The sequence below is a fragment of the Chryseobacterium sp. WG14 genome (assembly GCF_024586945.1).
Lineage (GTDB): Bacteria > Bacteroidota > Bacteroidia > Flavobacteriales > Weeksellaceae > Chryseobacterium.
In genome coordinates, this window is sequence record NZ_JALCZD010000016.1 from 1 (window position 1) to 19,006 (window position 19,006).

A 19,006-nucleotide genomic window follows, 5' to 3' on the forward strand; every position below is an offset into this window, starting at 1 on the left:
ATTAAAAATGAAAACTTATAAAATAAAAAACCAAAGCAAAAATAAATTTACTCTGGTTTAATTATTTACTTTTATCCTTTAATTTGTATCGTTATTTCAGGACTAGTCAATTTAAAATCTATTTTTTGATAAACTTCTTCTGTATGGTTGTTCCGTTATCATCAATATCAATTACATACACTCCATTGATCAGCTTACTTACATTGACCTGATTGTTTAGCAAAATACCCTCTCCTACTACCTGCCCAACAGCATTGTAAAATTTATATTTAGCTCTCTTGCTTACGTTTTTCACATATAATACTGAACTTACAGGATTAGGATAAATCAAAATATCAGTTTGGTTTAAAGGGTTGGGAATTACTTTTCTGGAGATCCTTACCGAATAATCCTCCACTTCCCCGTTATCAAAATTGATACAGTTCACCGGAACTCCGCCTCTTTGCATTGCCACTCTCATCAATACATATTTATAATCTGTCATGCTTACAAATGCATCTGCGGGTACACTGAATGTTCCGGAAACTGGCGTGGTGGTATTGGGCGGTGAACTAAACACGCGTTCATTGATATCAAATTCACCGTTTCTGTTGAAATCGATCCACACTGCAATTCCTTCATTATAGTTCTGGCCGGTCCATTTTTTTTCAATGGTAATTTCATTGTCTGCAGATCCCTGGATAAGTTCTATAAATGTACCTGAAACTCCGGAATAATCTGTATAACTTGAAGCTCCTGAAGCATTTTCCATGACAGGCTTCCCATTAGGTTTAACGGTAACCTTAGCAATATGCTCGCCTGCTGAACTTCCTGAAGCCATCTTACAATAGATCACCGTAGGAGTCGTAAAATAATACAATGGAGTAAATGCAGCAGGAGTTCCGTTACAAACATTAGCGACCTGCATTTCATATTTTGTAAGCTCCAGAAGGCCTGTTAGTGTGTAGGTATTCGTTGGTACCTGAACAGTACTCCAACTTGGGATCCCTACTTTTCTATATCTCAGCACATAGGTTGCTCCGGGAAAAGAATCCCATCTGATGTATGCTGATGTTGGGAATAACTGTGTTATGGTAAGCCCGGGAGGTGGCAGTTCACAAATTCTTTCTGTCGTAAATACAGCCGGATTTGAATACGGATTCCATGTGGTTTCCCCTGCACATCTGTTGGCAATCTGTACTTCATAATGGGTATATGGCTCCAAATTACCAAGGGTATAGGTACTGGCGGGAGCTGCTGGCAACGGAATATCCGGATTTGGCCAGCCTGTGGTTCCTACTTTTCTCCATCTCATCATATAGGATACTCCCGCTACTACAGGATTCCATGTAATCAGCGCCGAACTTGCAGTGATATTGCTGATTGTAATATTAGGAGGCGTAGGATCGCATCGGGTAGAGAATGTACCTATGGGTGTAAATGTACCATTTGTAATACCACAATTGGCAGCAACCTGTACCTCATAAGTAGTAGAAGGCATAAGGTTATTTAATGTATGTGGAATACTTGTAACATATACATCCGTCCAGGCTGTTGTTCCCTGTACTCTATATTGTAAAAGATAGGTAAAGTTATTGGTCGCTGCAGTCCAGTTAATGATCGCAGAGTTATGAGCTATGGTATTGAATGTAAGTCCGGTTGGCGTACTGGTGCTGCATGGTTTCAGCTGTACAGCGTAGTCCTCTACCTCTCCGTTTATTGCATTTTGACACATTACAGGAGTATTTCCACTTAAAACAACTCTCATGGTAGTTTTCAGTGGACCCGAATAGGCACCTGAAGGCACATCAAACGTTGCAGAAACCGGTGTAGTGGTACTTGCTGAAGAAATTAGAATTCTTTCAGTATTTTCAAACTGTCCGTTTCTGTTAAAGTCAATCCATGCTGTAACCGCTGCACTTCCTGTTACTCCCGTCCATCCTTTTGCCACAGAAATTTTATTATTTGTAGATCCTATCTCCAATGTAATCGACGTGGATGGAGTTGTATAGCTAATATAGTTTGTTTGTACGGAATTATTATTCATAACCGGCAATCCGGGATTAATTGAGGTAACCGTTACATTAGAAATATGGTTATTGGTCCCTGTCCCTGTCATTGGGCAGTACGATACTGCAGGAGTCGTAAATTGTTGTGAGCCGGAATAATTCCCCTGGCTGTTATTACATTTGGTTGCTACCTGCACCTCATATTGAGTTTGCTCTGTTAAACCTTGGATGGTATAATTATTTACAGGAGCCGGCACAGGATTTACTGTTGTCCACGTAAAAGTACCCACTTTTCTGTATCTCAGCACATAAGTTGCTCCGGTAGCTGCAACCCATGATACATTCGCAGAAGTAGGCGTAAGGTTAGTAATGGAGATATTAGAGGGTGCAGCAGTGGTACATCCTGGCATATCAATAATCTTTACAGCATAATCCTCCACTTCCCCGTTCGCAAATGAAGCGCAGGCAGCAGGGCTGCTCTGATCTCTCAACACTACGCGCATACGGGTAGTAAGTGTTCCGGCATAAGCTGTGGCAGGTACCTGAAATGTTGCTGTTACCGGAGTAGTCTGGTTATTAAAATTATTTAAAATTCTTTCAGCAGTATCAAATGTTCCATTTTTATCAAAATCTATCCAAACACTTACCGCCTTATTACTCATAGCAGCCGGCCATGATTTAGAAACAGAAATAGTATTGTTAGCTGTTCCCCTCACCAGTGTTATTAATTTTGCGGCAATTGTCGAGTAATCCGTATAATTATTGGCTCCGGAATCATTACTCATGGTATAAGAGTTGGTTCCTGTAACGGTAACATTTGAAATATATCCATTATCAGTGTTGCTGGAAGTAGCAGTACAGTATGGTGTCATAAAAACAGTAACTGCCGAAAAAGGACCTGTTACTCCTGAACATATATTGGCTATCTGAACCTCATAATGCGTTCCTGCAGTTAAGCCGGTAAGGGTTACCGTATTTGTAATAGGGGTTGGGGTATATGTTATCCAGGTTGCCGCTCCTACTACCCTGTACCGCACTACATAAGTAGCATTAAATGATGCATTCCAGGTAATGGTTGCAGATGTTTGTGTAGTAGCCGGCACCAAAACTCCACCCGGAGGAATGGTTGTACTGCAAATAGGCAGGGTTTCAATAGGAGCGTTACCGACAGCATAAAATACATTATTAATTGCACTTATTCTGATCTTTGCTATTCCTCCTACGGTAAGTGGGAAAGAACTGAAATCAAGAGATTCAGTTCCGTCATTAGGCGTGGAAGCAGCCACTACATTCCAGGTTAGCCCGTTATCTGTTGTAAAATCTATTTTAACATTAGCTGCATTATAAGGAGCTGCGTTGGTATTCACCACATCCCAGGTTACAGTTGTTGGTCCATTATTATAAACAGTTGTTGCATTGACCTTAAATGGCCCGTTATTTCCTACGATAATGGTCTGAACAGCAGACTGAGTCTGTTGCTGGTTGGCAAGTGGATGATTATCCCTTACTGTAACAGTAAATTTTGTTGTTCTCGCAACTGTGGATACAGCTTCCCAAAGATTATTAGAATTATTTAAAACTCCACCCAATACAGAAGACAGTCTAGGAAAATAACGGGTAGGATTTGCTGTATGCATTACAGATCTAAAAGATGGTCCAGATAAAGTGTTTCCTAAATTATTGGCATCAATCACTTCATTTGCTATATCTATTTCTTCCCAATTATAGGTCATCGGATCATTTTCAGCATCAGTAGCGGAAGCTGTTAAAACAAAAGCTGTTCCTTTTGGAATATTATAGGTAGACAGAGCAGCAATTACGGGTGGTGTATTACTAACTGTTGTTTCTACATCACATGTTTTGCTTATCAGATTGGCCTGAATATCTTTGATATTTATGGTGTTAAAATATGGATCAGAGTGAGGCTGAACATTGTTAATAGGGTTCCCCGAATTTACAACCCCTGCATATCCCATAATAGAAGATCCTGACGCAGGTTCAACACTTGTAGGGGAACCCAATTGGCCAGGTGAGTAAGAGAAACTATGAACTCCACCCAATTGATGCCCAATCTCATGGGCTACAAAATCTATATCAAAATTATCTCCTACCGGAGGACCTCCTCCCGGAGAAGTCCATCCGGAACCTTTATCCAATGCTCCAGGTACAGTATTATCTCTACAAATACATCCAACACAACCGGCATTTCCCCCTGCACCAGGTGGAGAAAATAGATGCCCAACATCGTAATTACCGTTTCCTACACCAGCTGTGATTACTGTCTGTACCTGCGCGTTCCATCCTGATATACCATTAACTGTTCCTCCTTCCGTAGAAGAATAAGGGTCAGTATTTGCATTGGTGTAAATAAGTCCAGGATAATTCTGTAAATTCAAATGTAATCCAAAATCCTTTTCGTAAACTCCATTTATACGGGTTAGGGTTGCATTTATTGCAGCCAATGCTCCTGCAACAGTACCTCCATGAAATTGAGTATATTCTCCACATACGGAAAGAGCCAATCTCAACGTCCTATATTTTCGGTCAGAAGACCTTCTAAAATCTGTAGGTTGATTAGTAAAAGATTTTCCCTGTTGATAAAGATTTTTTATTTCTTGGTGATCAACTTCTCCTTCCCTAGTTGAGCACATAAAACCGTTTTTACCTCCCTGAGTTTTCGGATGAACACTATAAACTGTTTTAGCAGCATTAGCCGGTTCTATAAATTCAGAACCTTCACTGGTGATGATCATGGATTGAAAATCATTAGGGGCTAAACTAAATCTTAAGTATTTTGTAGGATCATCTATTCCTACACCTACATAAGAACCTAATTGATACTGATCAGCCAATTCTTTCACCACAACAGGGAAACTATATACAGCAAACTGTTCAATCTTTCCATGTAAAGTTGGTAAAGAAATTACTACAGAGTTAGCATTTTTTCCTGTTTCCTGCGCTTTTGAAAGCTGAGATTTTAACAGGGGAAGGTCTAAAGAATAGTAGCTATTGGTTTTGGAGACCTCGCCGGTTTCTTTTCCATTATAAACTGATGGAGACCATTGGGCCTGAATCATTACAAATAAACAAAAGAAAAAGAAGGAAGTAAAAGTTTTCTTCATAATTTATAAAACTTTATATTAATCTCACAAACCTAAGCCTTTTTTTGTGAATTAACAATAATATAATGTACATAAATTACGAATACAACAACAAAACTTCATATTAATTAATAAAATAAACAAAAACATATATTTAAAAGAAAAAAATTAATAAATCACAAAAAATAGATATATAATATTCAAAATCTAAAATTCATGTTGTATATAAAAAAATAAGCCTCCATTGCTGGAGGCTTATACTATAGAAATTTCAACTCATTATTCTTTGATAAATTTCTTTTGAACCGTATTGCCATTATCTTCGATATCTATTACATAAACACCGTTGATTAATTTGCTTACATTGATCTGGTTATTCAACAGAATACCATCAGTGATCACTTGTCCCGCAGCATTATAAATTTTATACTTAGCTCTTTTGCTAATATTCTTCACATATAATACTGAACTTACAGGGTTCGGATAAATCATGATCTCAGTTTGATCTATAGGATTTAAAACTGCTTTCTTGGAAATTCTTACTGTATAGTCTTCCACTTCACCGTTAGCAAAGTTAACACAGCTTACAGGAACACCATCCCTTTGCATTGCTACTCTCATCACTACATATTTGTAGTCTGTCATACTTACAAATGCATCTGCTGGCACACTGAATTTTCCTGATACCGGAGTTGTGGTATTCGGAGGTGAAGTAAACACTCTCTCATTGATATCGAATTCTCCATTTCTGTTGAAATCGATCCATACCGCAATTCCTTCGTTATGATTGGTTCCTGTCCATTTTTTCTCAATAATAATTTCATTGTCTGTTGATCCTTGAATCAACTCTATAAACTTAGCAGTAACTCCTGTATAATCTGTATAAGAAGATGCACCGGATGCATTTTCCATGACAGGTTTTCCGTTTGGAGTAACAGTAACTTTAGCAATATGCTCACCAGTAGAATTCTCTGAGCCCATATTACAATAAATTACAGTAGGTGTTGTAAAGTAGTACAGAGGGGTATAATTACCCGGTGTACCGTTACAGATATTCACTACCTGCATTTCATATTTTGTAAGTTCCGTCAGTCCTGACAGTACTACATTATTAACAGGTGTTGGAACTTCTGTCCAGCTAGGAATACCTACCTTTCTATATCTCAACACGTATGTTGCTCCTGGGAAAGGATCCCATTTAACTTCAGCCATTGTTGGCAACAATTGTGTAATAGTTAATCCCGGAGGAGGAATCTCACAAACTCTTTCTGTAGTAAATACTTTAGGATTTGAATAAGGATTCAGGGTATTTTCTCCTACACACTTATTGGCAATTTGAACTTCATAGGTAGTATAAGGTACCAGCGGAGTGGTGCTACCTAGTACATATGTATTTGCAGGAGCAGCTGGTAAGTTTACTTCAACCCATCCTGTAGCACCGGATCCTACTACTCTGTATCTCATCACATAAGTAGAGCTTGCAGCAAGCGGTGCCCATGTAATTAAAGCTGTGGTAGCCGTAATACTGCTGATTGTAACATTCGGAGGTGTAGGATCACATCTCGTTGTAAATGTTTTTATAGGGGTTGGAGTACCAATAGTACCTCCACAAACCGCAGCAACATCAACTTCATAAATTGTAGCCGGAGTTAAACCATTGATAACAAGCGGCATATTACCTAAAGCTGCAGAAGCATATACTTCAGTCCATGTTGTGGTTCCCTGTACTCTATATCGTACAAGATAACTTACATTGGCTGTTGTTGGTGTCCAGGTAATTGTAGCACTATTATGGGTAGGTACAATAGTAGGAGTTCCCGGAGTAGCACTGCTACATGGTCTCAACATTACTCTGTAGTCTTCCACTTCTCCGTTCACCGCATTCTGGCACATCACCGGAGCACTTGAACGTTTTAATACCACTCTCATTGTAGTAGTTAGTGGTCCGGGATAAGATCCGGCAGGAACACTAAATGTAGCTGTAATAGGAGTTGTTGTACTGGCTGCAGAATTAAGGATTCTTTCTGCATCAGTAAACTGTCCGTCTCTGTTGAAATCAATCCATACTGCAACAGCATCATTGTTTGTAGCACCTGTCCAACCTTTTGCTACTGATATTTTATTACCTGTAGATTCAATATCAAGAGTAATCAATGTTGGTGCAGTTGTATAGCTGATATAGTTAGTCTGTACAGAAGTATTACTCATAGCCGGTACACCAAGGTTTGAAGAAGTAACCGTTACATTTGAAATATGGTCATTACTTCCACTACCTACCATCTGGCAATAAGATAAAGGTGGTGTTTTAAATGGTACAGCCGTTGAGTATGAACCTGTACTACCGTTACATACCGTAGCCACCTGAACTTCATAGTCCGTCTGCTCAGTTAGAGGTGCCGTACCAGGAATGGTATAGGTATTTCCTGTAATACCGGTTACTGTTGTATAAGCACCAATCGGGTTTGTTCTTCTGTATCTCAAATTATACGTTGCTCCTGTAGCAGCCACCCATGAGAAAGTTGCACTGGTAGCCGTAAGGTTTGAAACTGTAACATTCGTTGGAGGTGTAGTTGAACATACAGGCTGATCAATAAATCTTACCGGATAGTCTTCTACTTCTCCATAATCAAATGAATCAAATGCACCACATGGAATAGGAACATCATACTGCTTCATTGCAACACGCATACGTGTAGGCTGAGCTCCACTGTAAACAGCTCCAGCCGGTAAAGCAGCTAATGAAAAAGTATTGTTTACCGGAGTAGTCGTACTGCTTGAAGTATCCAGTACTTTCTCCCAGGTTTCAAATAATCCGTTTCTATTATAATCAATCCATGCCACTACACCGTAAGAAGATGTAGATCCCGGCCAATATTTATTAACACTAATTTTGTTTCCGGTTGATCCTCTTACCAATATAATTGTTTTGGTAACATCTGTTGTATAGTCTTTATATACATCATATCCTGAATCATTCACCATAAGTGGTGCATTCGTAGGGGTAACAGTTACCTTATTGATGTAACCATCCGATGTTGTATTCACAGGACTCGGGTCACAATACGTAAGAGCTAAAGTTGTGAAATTTGCTACAGGAGAGAACGCTCCCTGAGTTCCACTACATATAGTAGCTATCTGAAATTCATACTGAGTGGCATCAATCAGGTTAGGAATAGTATAGCTATTTGATAATGCAGCAGTTAAATCCACTACAGTCCAAGGTAAAGTTCCTGTTCTTCTATACTGCAATTTGTATGTTGCTCCCGTAGCAGGAACCCAACTTACAAGAGCGGTACTTGCTGTGATATTTGAAACGGCAATATTACTTGGAGGCAAGGTATTACATGGCTGTAAAGCAATCACGTTTAAATTGAAATCTACATAGTTACCACTGGATACCGGTCCACATGGAACCATTGTACCGGAATATGTTGTACCCACTCTTAGTCTATAGTTTCCGGGAGCCTGAGTTGCCGGTATAGGAATGGTTACAGATTCAGTAGCATTATAAGATGTGGATGCAAAAATAAGCTCACCTGTACCGGTAAAGCTCATATCATTATTCCAGTCAATCCAGACATAATAATGATATGTATTATTTCCGGCAGAAGCCAGGTTCAATGTAATCGTATTTGTAGGTATTGCTGAAAAAGTAGTCGCTGTACTATTAACATATGCCTGATAGGCAGCAGCAGTATAATTTAAATTAGAAATACCTCCTGTACTGGTAATATTATTCAGGTAATATGAAGTTGAGCCCGTACCTCCCGTTGGCACACAATATCCTGTATAAAAGGAAATAGGGGTACTCCATGAACTTTGATCTGTTGCACTACATCTTGCTCTTACCCAGGCATAATAAGTTGTATTAGCTACCAATGGAGAAAGTGTTGCAGTTAATCCTGACACGTTTTGTGAAGGAACCGTTGCGGCTGTTGGTGCAGTATTCGTAGTACTGTAATATACATCATATCCACCAGCAGGTGTATACCCAAAAGTTGTCCAGTTCAGTACTGCACTAGTAGGAGTAATCATTCCCATAGATAATGATCCCGTAGAAGGCATCGGAGGACAGGTAGGCGGCGTAGTTAAAGCGATTGGCCCTACCCACCAGCTTTGATTGGTTCCACTACATTTTGCCCGTACCCAAACATAATAATTGGTATCCGGCACCAATGGAGAAAGCGTAGCTGTTGGTCCTGTCACCGTTTGTGAAGGAGGAGTTCCTGCTGTTGGTGCGGTATTGGTAGTACTGTAATATACTTCATATCCACCAGCAGGTGCGGGTGTAGATGCAGACCAGTTTACCACGGCACTTGTAGCTGTGATTGTTCCTAAGCTTAGAGCACCAGGAGGGATACATGCAGGTGGCGGACCAAAAGTAATCTGAATATTTGGTCTGCTGGACGTTACGGTTCCTGTACCTGTAGGAGCATTGGTATCTCCCTGAATATACATATGCTTAGAGGTAGCAGTACTGTAAGTAACTGCACTTCCTGATGAAGACCCTGTTCCGCTTCCACCATAGTTTGTCTCAACTAAAACTACCAGGTTATCTGTCCCATTATAGTAAAAAGGGGTTTGTAATGTAATGGTATTCCATCCTGTGGGTAAATTAGTTAAACTCGCATCATACACTAAAGTAGCTCCTGCGGTTGCATTCACCCAGTTTTGTGCAGTAAGAGTTGTTGTTGTACTGGGTACAGATTTTAAATAAATCTTTACCGGCATTGTGGCAGTGGAAGCAGCTGTAACATTCCAGCCTACGGAAAGGACAGTTCCCCCCGCAGCTGTATTTATTTCCGCTGCTGTATAAAGTGAAGATGATCTTTCAAATCCATAATAACAACTCAAAGGATATCTTTGGGTTGATGTTCCTGTACCAATCGTAATTGTTTGTGCTTGCAGGAATAGACCGAAGACCATACAAAGTAATGTTATGAGAGTCCTTCTGGGACTGCTCATTTTACAGAGTAAAAGTACACTCATATTTTTTTAAATTTAATAGTGATAAGAATAGTCAAGAATTATAAGGTTTTCCTAGGTAAGATGTTCAAACATATTTTTCGAAACATCTCATTTTACAGATAAACTGTATTAAAAAAGTAATTTTCATTCCATATGTTAATATTTAAATAATTACACAAATCTAATAATTTTTTCACTATTACACATCTATTAAAATATTTTTTTGAAAAAATTTCACAATAATCCCCAATATGGTTTAGAATAAAAAAATCCCCAAGAAACTTGGGGATTTAATGTTATAAAGATTTATATTACTTTTTGATAAACTTAGATCTAAACTGATCCTGACCTTTATCTTCAATTGTAATTACATATCCACCTTTAATTAATGCTGAAACATTAATTTTTCCACTGTTGATATTTCCGCTGTCTATCAGTTGACCCGCTGCACTGTAAATTTTGTAAGCTGCTTTATCTGAAACTTTAGTTACATTTAAAACATCATTTACAGGATTTGGATAGATTTGAATACCATCGTTTTTAATACCGGTCTCAGAAGTTCCAAGATTGGTTGCAATAATTACATTATAGTCTTCAACTTCTCCATTAGGGAAATCATCACATGCAAAATCATCAGGAAGACTCTCGCCAATATAATCCGGATTTATTAACACTGTAACAATTCTCATCCTTACCGGGGTATTGGTTACCGCAGTGGATGGCACTGTAAATGTTGCTGTATTAGGAGTAGTTCCAAGTATCAAAGAAGTTATTGGCATATCCAGAACTCTTTCAGAGGCTTCAAATATTCCATTTTTATTATAATCAATCCATGCAGCCATTCCATTCACTAATGCACCTGCATTATTTGTAGTAAGAGAAACATTAATTGTATTTGAGCTGTTTACTAACAAGACAGGCTGTAATGCTGTATTGCCTGTAAAGTTAGAATATGTTGTTCCTCCGGTTGTATTGTTTACTGTTCCCAGCGTTACATTGGAGATATAGTTATACTGTCCACTGCTGCTTGCTGACGGACAATACGATGTACATGCAGATGAGAAAGCAGTTGTTGCAGAATAAGGGCCCGTTACCCCTCCACAGATAGCAGCTACCTGAACCTGATATGCCGTACAGTCTGTTAATCCTGATAATGTTGCGGAGTTCGTACTACTGTCCGGAAGCTGAGTCCATGGAGTAGCAGATGCCAATCTATATCTTACAGCATAAGAAGCAGCTCCTGCAACAGGGCTCCAGGAAACAGAAGCACCATTCAGTGTAATATTTTGAGCTACCAAACCAATAGGAGCGCCACCACATGCTACCTGGTTGGTTACAGGAATTTTCTTAAGAGTATAGAAAACGTTTCCAATAGAAGAAACTCTTACCACAATAGTTTGTCCGTTTAAAGACGAAGGTATTGTAAAAGATTCTGAACCGTCATTAGGAGTTGAAGCAGAAAGAACTGTCCAGTTTACTCCATTATCTGTAGAATAGTCAATTTTAACATTAGCAACGTTATAAGGAGCTGATGATGTATTGGCAACATCCCAAGTTAAATCTGAAGGCGCATTGGCAAAAAGGAAATTCTGAGTAATCTGGAATGGCCCGTCATTTCCAACTGTAATAGTCTGTTGTGCAGAATTAGTCTGCTGCTGTGTTACATCAGCATTGTTATCTCTGGCTGTAATGGCAAATTTAGAAGTTCTGGCTACCTGTGAAGTAGATTCCCAAGTATTTAATGAATTATCTAAAGCTCCTGCAAGTACTGAAGAGAACTTAGGGAAATATCTGGTTGGAGTAGTAGAAGGAGAAAGCGATCTGAACGATGCTCCATAGGTTGTTTGTCCCAAGTTATTTTTATCAATAGTCTGGGCAGCAGTCATACCACTATCCATTTCTTCCCATGTATATGTCATTGGATCCCCGTCAGCATCCGTAACGTTAGCTGTAAGTACAAATGCTGTTTTCTTAGGAATTGTATAAGGTGAAAGCGCTGCGATTACAGGAGTATTATTCGCAACACTGGTTTCAACGTCACACGTTTTACTGATTAGGTTGGTTTGAATCTGGCCAATACTTGCTCTGTGGAAATAAGGATCGGAATGCGCCTGTACATCTGTAGTTGCTCCTGTAATCCCTGCATATCCCATAATAGTAGATCCTGATCCCGGCTCAACATTTACCCCAGATCCTTCAATCCCATGAGAGAATGTATGATTACCACCCAACTGGTGTCCCATTTCGTGAGCTACATAATCTATATCAAAATTATTACCCATTGGAATACCATCTGCAGGAGATGTAAATCCTGATCCTTTTGCTTTAGAAGTTGGAGTAGCAGGATCTATACATACGCAACCGATACATCCGGCATTTCCACCACCACCGGTAGCTCCAAATAAATGTCCGATATCATAGTTTTCATTTCCTACCTCACTGGTAAGCGTTTGCTGTAGCTGAACGTTCCAGTTGTTCATTTGTGCAGCCGGAGAATATGGATCTGTTGCAGCATTCGTATAAATCAAACTTGGATAAGCCTGTAGATTTAAATGCAGTGCAAAATCTTTTTCAAAAACAGCATTCACACGGGTAAGGGTAGCGTTAACCTGTGCTAATGCACCCGGAACTCCTCCAAAATAGGCCGTATACTCAGAAGTAGTTGAGATTGCTACTCTCATTGTACGGTATTTTCTGTCAGAATTTTTATTGAAAGCCCCTGGATTGTGGGCAAATGATTTTCCGCTATTGTATAAATTCTCAAGGTCTTTTACAGCACCTGGTTCTTCCATTGTGCTACATACAAAAGGCTTGTCTCCTGTTTTGTTCTTTTTAAGCTGTAGAGAATATATTCCGTTTGCTTTGTCAACAGGTTCAACGAACTCATAATTTCCATCTTTAAATAACATAGACTGGAAATCATTTGGAGCTACAGAGAATCTGATTTGCTGAGTAGGGTCCTCAACAGAAGTTCCTATGTATGAACCAAGCTCATACTGATCTGCAAGTTCTTTTACAACCACAGGAAAACTGTACACATTAAATCTCTCGATTTTACCACTTAAGGTTGGGATGGAAATAACAACAGGCCTAGCATTAGCTCCCATTTCCTGAGCACCTTTTAACTGAGCTCTTAGCTGATTCAAGTCCAATTTGAAATTAGATCCTACGTTAGTGGCCTTCATATCCACTGCTCTTTTTTTGCTGTCTACCTTAATAGTAGCGGGCGTCCACTGTCCGAACGCTGTCCCCCCTACTAAAGCACACATCAAAGTAGTAAGTAGTCTTTTCATAAAAAGTTAATTATATTTTTTTCCAAATATAATTATTTTATACTACTAATTATTAAATTTTAATCATTATTTAAAACAAATACCATAATCAAAAGTAAAATACGTTATAATAACACAAAAATAATTTAAATATTTAGTTTTATAATATAGACAAAAAATAAAAATTTTCACAATAAACATAGTACTTCGACCGAATATATTATCGTGATATCATAATTCACTTCTTCTTAAAATTAATCCGGGCACAGTCTATTTTACTGCCTGATAAAATGTAATCACAAAAAAAGGAGCTTAACGCTCCTTTTAAAATTTGTATGCTATATTCCAGGCAAATCCCATATTAAATTTAGAAGAACTTCTTCCAAATCCGGGGATAATCATGGGGGATATATCGTCCTGTTTTGTAGTATATACTAAATAGCGGGGCTGCAGATTCACATCAATATAGAAATTAGACTCAAAGAGCTGTACCCTGCCTCCCAATGTTCCTTCCAGCCAGAAAGAAGACTGTGATGAAGAAGGAAACGCTACTGAAGAACTACTTCCCCCAAATCCACGCACCGGTATGGCCATATATTCCTGTTTATAAAATGATCCGCCTACTTTTCCTCCCGCATAGAAGCCGTTAAATTCGTTTTCTGCATCTTTCGCCAACATATAAAATGCACCCAATTTCACAAAGGGGCCACTTACTTTAGCATCATATCCATTTTTCTGATATATATTTTTCTCAAATCCTGCTTCAGCAACAGCATGAACATTACCTCTTACTTTTGAAGAAATAAATCCCTGATATAATTTTCTGTCCGAAAAGAAAGCAGCCCCTGTATTCAGAACATCAAAACCAATCATAAAATTAGGTTCGTATTTTAGGTGTTCCTTCTTTGTCTCTTTCTTATCCTGTGCCCAACTCAGTATTCCTAGTATACTAAAAAAGAAGGTAAAGATTAGTCTTGTCTTCATTCTCTATTTGATTTTGTCCGGCTTCCAGATTTTGAACAGGATTGGGAGTTATTAATTCTGAGGTTAAATTCTCATATGCTTTTTTGATCCCACATCCTGGAGATACATAGGTAGATTGGGTCGTATATTTGATCCTAACTTTAGATTCCGCTCCTTTGGCAGATACCTTAAAATACACATCCGTATAAGGAGAATCATCTACTCTCAATGGAATAAGCCTTGATTCTATTTTTGTCTGCCATCCCAGATCTACTTTACCGGATCCATAGTCTACAGCCACACTTAGGGAATCTAATGTTCTTGCTTTTCCAGATTCCATCGACTTAAATGCCACCTTCATTCTTGGTGTCCCCTCTCCGCTTTCACAGATATCATCATCTCCACCACAGGACCAAAGCATTGTCAGAAAACAGGTCATTATGAGAATTTTAAAATACTTCATATTAAGATTTGAGATTCAAATTTAAATAAATTTATTTTTTAACCAATAAAGCAATGTTTTCCACATGATGAGTTTGTGGGAACATATCTACCGGTAATATCTTTACCAACGTATAATGATCTTTCATCAGTGCAAGATCTCTCGCCTGTGTTGCTGAGTTACAGCTTACATAGACTACTTTTTCCGGAGCAAGCTTTAAGATTTGCTCTACTACTTTCTGATGCATTCCATCTCTTGGCGGATCCGTGATTAAAACATCTGCTTTAGGATGATTTTCCATAAATTCATCATTAAAAACATTTTTCATATCACCACAATAGAAGGTACAGTTGGTAAGACCATTTAATTCAGCATGCTCTATGGCCGCATCTATAGCTTCCTGCACAGATTCTATTCCTATAACCTGTTTTGCATTTCTTGCTACATACTGTGCTATAGTTCCTGTTCCTGTATAAAGGTCATAAACCACTTCATGTCCTTTCAGATCAGCAAATTCCAATGTTTTTCTATATAGCTCTAAAGCCTGTTTATAGTTGGTTTGAAAAAATGATTTCGGCCCGATCTTAAACTTCAGCCCGTCCATTTCTTCCATCAGATATCCCTCTCCGAAATAAACATTGATATTTAAATCATAGATTGAATCATTCTGTTTTGGATTAATAGCATATACCAGAGTTTTGATCTGCGGAAACTTCTCCAATAAAAATTCGAAAAGCTTTTCTCTGTTTTCTTTTTCTTCTCTGTAAAGCTGGAATAATACCATCCATTCCCCTTTAGAGTTTTGTCTCATCATTAAGGTTCTTAAGAAACCTTCCTGATTTCTCACATCAAAGAAATCCAGTCCGTTATTGACACCATATTGTTTTACGGCAAGTCTTATTGCATTGGAAGGATCTTCCTGAAGAAAACATTCTTTAAGATCGAGAATTTTACTCCACATCCCCGGAATATGGAAGCCCAGGGCATCTTTACTGCCAAAGTTTTCTTCAGAGCTTATTTCATACTGAGTAAGCCATCTCGCATTGGAGAAAGAAAACTCCATTTTATTTCTGTAAAAATACTGTTCTTCAGCACCTAAGATCGGAACGGTTTCAAAGTCGTCAATACCCCCGATTCTTTTAATATTATTATATACTTCTTCCTGCTTGAAGTCCAGTTGTTTTTCGTAGCTCATATTCTGCCACTTACATCCCCCACATGTTCCAAAATGAATACATTTAGGTTCTACTCTGAAGGCTGAAGGCTCCACCACTTCTACAGTTTCTGCCTCATAGTATTTGGACTTGGATTTTTTCACTCTTGCATTGACTACGTCTCCCGGGACCGCTCCCGAGATCAGCACTGTTTTTCCTTCTTCCGTTTTTCCAATTGCGACACCTTTTGCCCCTGCTCCGAATAACTTAATATTTTCAAGAATTATATCTTTCTTCTTTTTCATCCGTAAACTCAATTTCTTTTAATGGCAGGACAAAACCGGAAGGTTTCATTCCTACATTCTATTTCTATTTTTTCTAATACAGCCGGAAGAAAAATTCCGGTTTAATTCTGCAAAAATACAATAAAAAAAAACCTTATCCGAAGATAAGGTTTCCATCTATGTTAAAGTTTATTATTTCGTCTGAGCTGGCTGTGGATTTGCCGGTTGCGGAGCCTGTTGCTGTGCAGACGGATCCACTTGTAATCCTTGTGGCATTTGCTGTGGAGCCTGATCTACTCTTGGCGCTGCAAGACCTGTCAATTTATCCAAAATAGTTACCAATTCCTGCTCTCCCAGGTTAACAAAAGATCTGCTGGCAATTTTACCATCTTTGTCTATGATTACAAAACAAGGTAACTTAAATCCATATACGCCATATTTTTTAGCGATCTCAGATTCCATTCCTTTTTCTCCGTAAACATTTACTCCCTGAATACCTTTCAATAGAGAATTGCTGGTTTTTACAAACTGATCTTTTGTATCATCTACATTCACAAATACAAAGTTCATTTTAGATTTATAAAAATTTACAACTTCTTTCAGTACAGGTACTGTAGCTTCGCTGATGTAAGGATTCCATGATGCATAAAAGAATAGCATATAAGGTTTTCCTTTATTTTCAGAAAGTTTATAAGACTTTCCGTCCTGTTTTACCAAAGGAGCTTCCGGAGCTGCATCTCCAATTTTAAGTCCTGTAATAGCCATCTGCATTTTAAGAAGATCACTTTTAATGGTAGCATCTTTAATATCTGAATCAATAATTTTTTTGATTTTATCGATTCTCTTGGCAGGAGTCGTCGGATGAATATCAGTCTGAGCCATTACAAAAGCTAAAAGGTAGTCTTTTGCAGTCTGAGAGATATCCTTTTTAGTCTTCAGATACTGAGCAAACAATTCTGAAGTGGTAATATCAGTTTTTCCTTTACTGTTAGCTTCCGCATACTTTTGGAAATCAGGTGTCATTTTTACAAGTAAATACTGTCTGTAAAGCGGTATTGTTTTTACCATTGCTTCTTTATCATCTTCTAGCTTTACTTCATAGTCTTTAAAAGCCTTTGAAGCTTTATATGACATATTCCCAGCCATTGGACCATGTGACATTTCGTAATTAGCCAATAAATTAAGGATCGTTACTTTAATATCATTTTTCTTCCAGGTGATAAGCCCTTTACTAGGATTATTTTTCTTAGCCAGGTCATCTACATTTTTGTTGATATCAGCTTCTACTTTATGGATTCCTTTCAAAAATGAAGCTTCATCACCAGCCATTAATTGGTTTAGGTTTAGCTTACTTCCATACTCACCTAAAAATTTTTGGGTAGCCTGAAGAAAATCATTGTTCTTTTTAGCATCTCCGGTTATAACAAATTCATTTGGGAAAGTCATTCCATTTCCTGAGATATTTACATTTTGTCCTCCTTCAAGATAGATCAGGTTTTGTCTGTTAGCATAATTAATAACATACATTCCATCTTTAGGAGCTTCGAAGCTTCCTGAAAAATTTCCGTCTTTATCTAAACCTATATTAATTAAAGGTAGGGTTCCTACTCCTGAAGCTTCTACAAATTCAATTCTCTCTAATGGAGCACCACCGGTAATTTTCCCTTTTACTTCTACTTTTTTTGAACAAGACATCACGAAAATCGCGATGATAAACAATAAAAGATATTTTTTCATTTCAATTTTTAAATTTTACACAAAAATACGCTTTTTAAGGCTTCTTAATTAACACTACTATTTTTTTTTAGAAATTTTCTTACGCCCTATAAAAACAGGCTTTTCAGATTCTGTTTCAGGCACAATTAATCTCTTTACAATGTCTCAGAATTGTTTATTAAGCAATTCTATTACCCACCAAATATAGACTTATTAAACAAAGAATACCAAAGCATATTAATAAGTTAACAAACTTTAACAGCAGAAATATCCGGCATAAAAAAAGTCGTCCCCGGATGGAGACGACTTTTATGTATTTGAATCAATTCTATCCCTGGTCTACAAGAGCAGCCATATATTCTCTGTTCATTCTTGCGATATTCTCAAGAGAAATACCTTTAGGACATTCTATTTCACATGCGCCGGTATTTGAACAGTTTCCGAACCCTTCTTCATCCATAGCTTTCACCATGTTCAGCACTCTTCTTTTCGCTTCTACTCTACCTTGAGGAAGTAAAGCAAACTGAGAGACTTTAGCTCCCACGAATAACATTGCAGATCCGTTTTTACATGTTGCTACACAAGCTCCACATCCGATACAGGCAGCAGCATCCATAGCTCTGTCTGCATCTTCTTTAGGAACCGGAATAGCATTCGCATCCAATGTATTTCCTGAAGTGTTTACAGAAACGAAACCACCTGCAGCCATTACTCTGTCAAATGCACTTCTGTCTACCATTAAGTCTTTAATAACCGGGAAAGCAGCACTTCTCCACGGTTCAATAACGATGGTCTCACCGTCTTTGAACATTCTCATGTGAAGCTGGCAGGTAGTGATCCCCGTGTCCGGGCCGTGTGCTCTACCATTGATGTAAAGAGAACACATTCCGCAAATCCCCTCACGACAGTCGTGGTCAAAAGCGATAGGCTCTTTTCCTTCGTTAATTAAATTCTCGTTCAGGATGTCCAGCATCTCCAGAAATGAAGAATCTGTGGAAACATCTGATATTTTATAGGTCTCAAACTGACCTTTAGTTTTACTATTTTTTTGTCTCCAAATTTTCAGCGTAAGATGTAAGCCTTTTTTTGCACTCATAATTTTTTATTTATAGGTTGGA

The 19,006-nt window shown here is 38.2% G+C and carries 8 protein-coding genes; all 8 read right to left on the reverse strand.

The window, feature by feature from the left end; genetic code table 11:
• Positions 1-118: 118 nt before the first annotated feature.
• A complete protein-coding gene (locus MP478_RS20370) occupies positions 119-5,110 on the reverse strand; it encodes a GEVED domain-containing protein (RefSeq protein ID WP_257201491.1) in 4,992 nt (1,663 codons plus the stop codon).
• Positions 5,111-5,368: 258 nt separating this feature from the next.
• A complete protein-coding gene (locus MP478_RS20375) occupies positions 5,369-10,078 on the reverse strand; it encodes a GEVED domain-containing protein (RefSeq protein ID WP_257201492.1) in 4,710 nt (1,569 codons plus the stop codon).
• Positions 10,079-10,368: 290 nt separating this feature from the next.
• The gene (locus MP478_RS20380; RefSeq protein ID WP_257201493.1) at positions 10,369-13,350 is read right to left on the reverse strand and encodes a reprolysin-like metallopeptidase; all 2,982 of its coding nucleotides are present in this window, start codon (positions 13,348-13,350) and stop codon (positions 10,369-10,371) included.
• Between the two features lie 303 nt (positions 13,351-13,653).
• The gene (locus MP478_RS20385) at positions 13,654-14,313 is read right to left on the reverse strand and encodes a DUF6048 family protein (RefSeq protein ID WP_257201494.1); all 660 of its coding nucleotides are present in this window, start codon (positions 14,311-14,313) and stop codon (positions 13,654-13,656) included.
• A complete protein-coding gene (locus tag MP478_RS20390; RefSeq protein WP_230037556.1) occupies positions 14,279-14,731 on the reverse strand; it encodes a DUF6452 family protein in 453 nt (150 codons plus the stop codon). The genes MP478_RS20385 and MP478_RS20390 overlap by 35 nt, the downstream gene beginning before the upstream one ends.
• Positions 14,732-14,786: 55 nt before the next feature.
• Positions 14,787-16,193, reverse strand: a complete 1,407-nt coding sequence (rlmD, locus tag MP478_RS20395) for a 23S rRNA (uracil(1939)-C(5))-methyltransferase RlmD (protein ID WP_257201495.1) — start codon at positions 16,191-16,193, stop codon at positions 14,787-14,789.
• A 171-nt stretch (positions 16,194-16,364) separates the two neighbouring features.
• Positions 16,365-17,909: a TlpA disulfide reductase family protein gene (locus MP478_RS20400; RefSeq protein WP_257201496.1), complete on the reverse strand. Its 1,545-nt coding sequence runs from the start codon at positions 17,907-17,909 to the stop codon at positions 16,365-16,367.
• Positions 17,910-18,216: 307 nt separating this feature from the next.
• Positions 18,217-18,984 (reverse strand): succinate dehydrogenase/fumarate reductase iron-sulfur subunit, encoded by a 768-nt coding sequence (locus tag MP478_RS20405; protein WP_047488931.1) that lies wholly within the window; start codon positions 18,982-18,984, stop codon positions 18,217-18,219.
• Between the last annotated feature and the right edge of the window lie 22 nt (positions 18,985-19,006).

Bases quoted from the DNA above. Each gene is read 5' to 3' on its own strand.
- MP478_RS20370 (WP_257201491.1), bottom strand. From the start codon at position 5,110: ATGAAGAAAACTTTTACTTCCTTCTTTTTCTTTTGTTTATTTGTAATG.
- MP478_RS20375 (WP_257201492.1), bottom strand. From the start codon at position 10,078: ATGAGTGTACTTTTACTCTGTAAAATGAGCAGTCCCAGAAGGACTCTC.
- MP478_RS20380 (WP_257201493.1), bottom strand. From the start codon at position 13,350: ATGAAAAGACTACTTACTACTTTGATGTGTGCTTTAGTAGGGGGGACA.
- MP478_RS20385 (WP_257201494.1), bottom strand. From the start codon at position 14,313: ATGAAGACAAGACTAATCTTTACCTTCTTTTTTAGTATACTAGGAATA.
- MP478_RS20390 (WP_230037556.1), bottom strand. From the start codon at position 14,731: ATGACCTGTTTTCTGACAATGCTTTGGTCCTGTGGTGGAGATGATGAT.
- rlmD (WP_257201495.1), bottom strand. From the start codon at position 16,193: ATGAAAAAGAAGAAAGATATAATTCTTGAAAATATTAAGTTATTCGGA.
- MP478_RS20400 (WP_257201496.1), bottom strand. From the start codon at position 17,909: ATGAAAAAATATCTTTTATTGTTTATCATCGCGATTTTCGTGATGTCT.
- MP478_RS20405 (WP_047488931.1), bottom strand. From the start codon at position 18,984: ATGAGTGCAAAAAAAGGCTTACATCTTACGCTGAAAATTTGGAGACAA.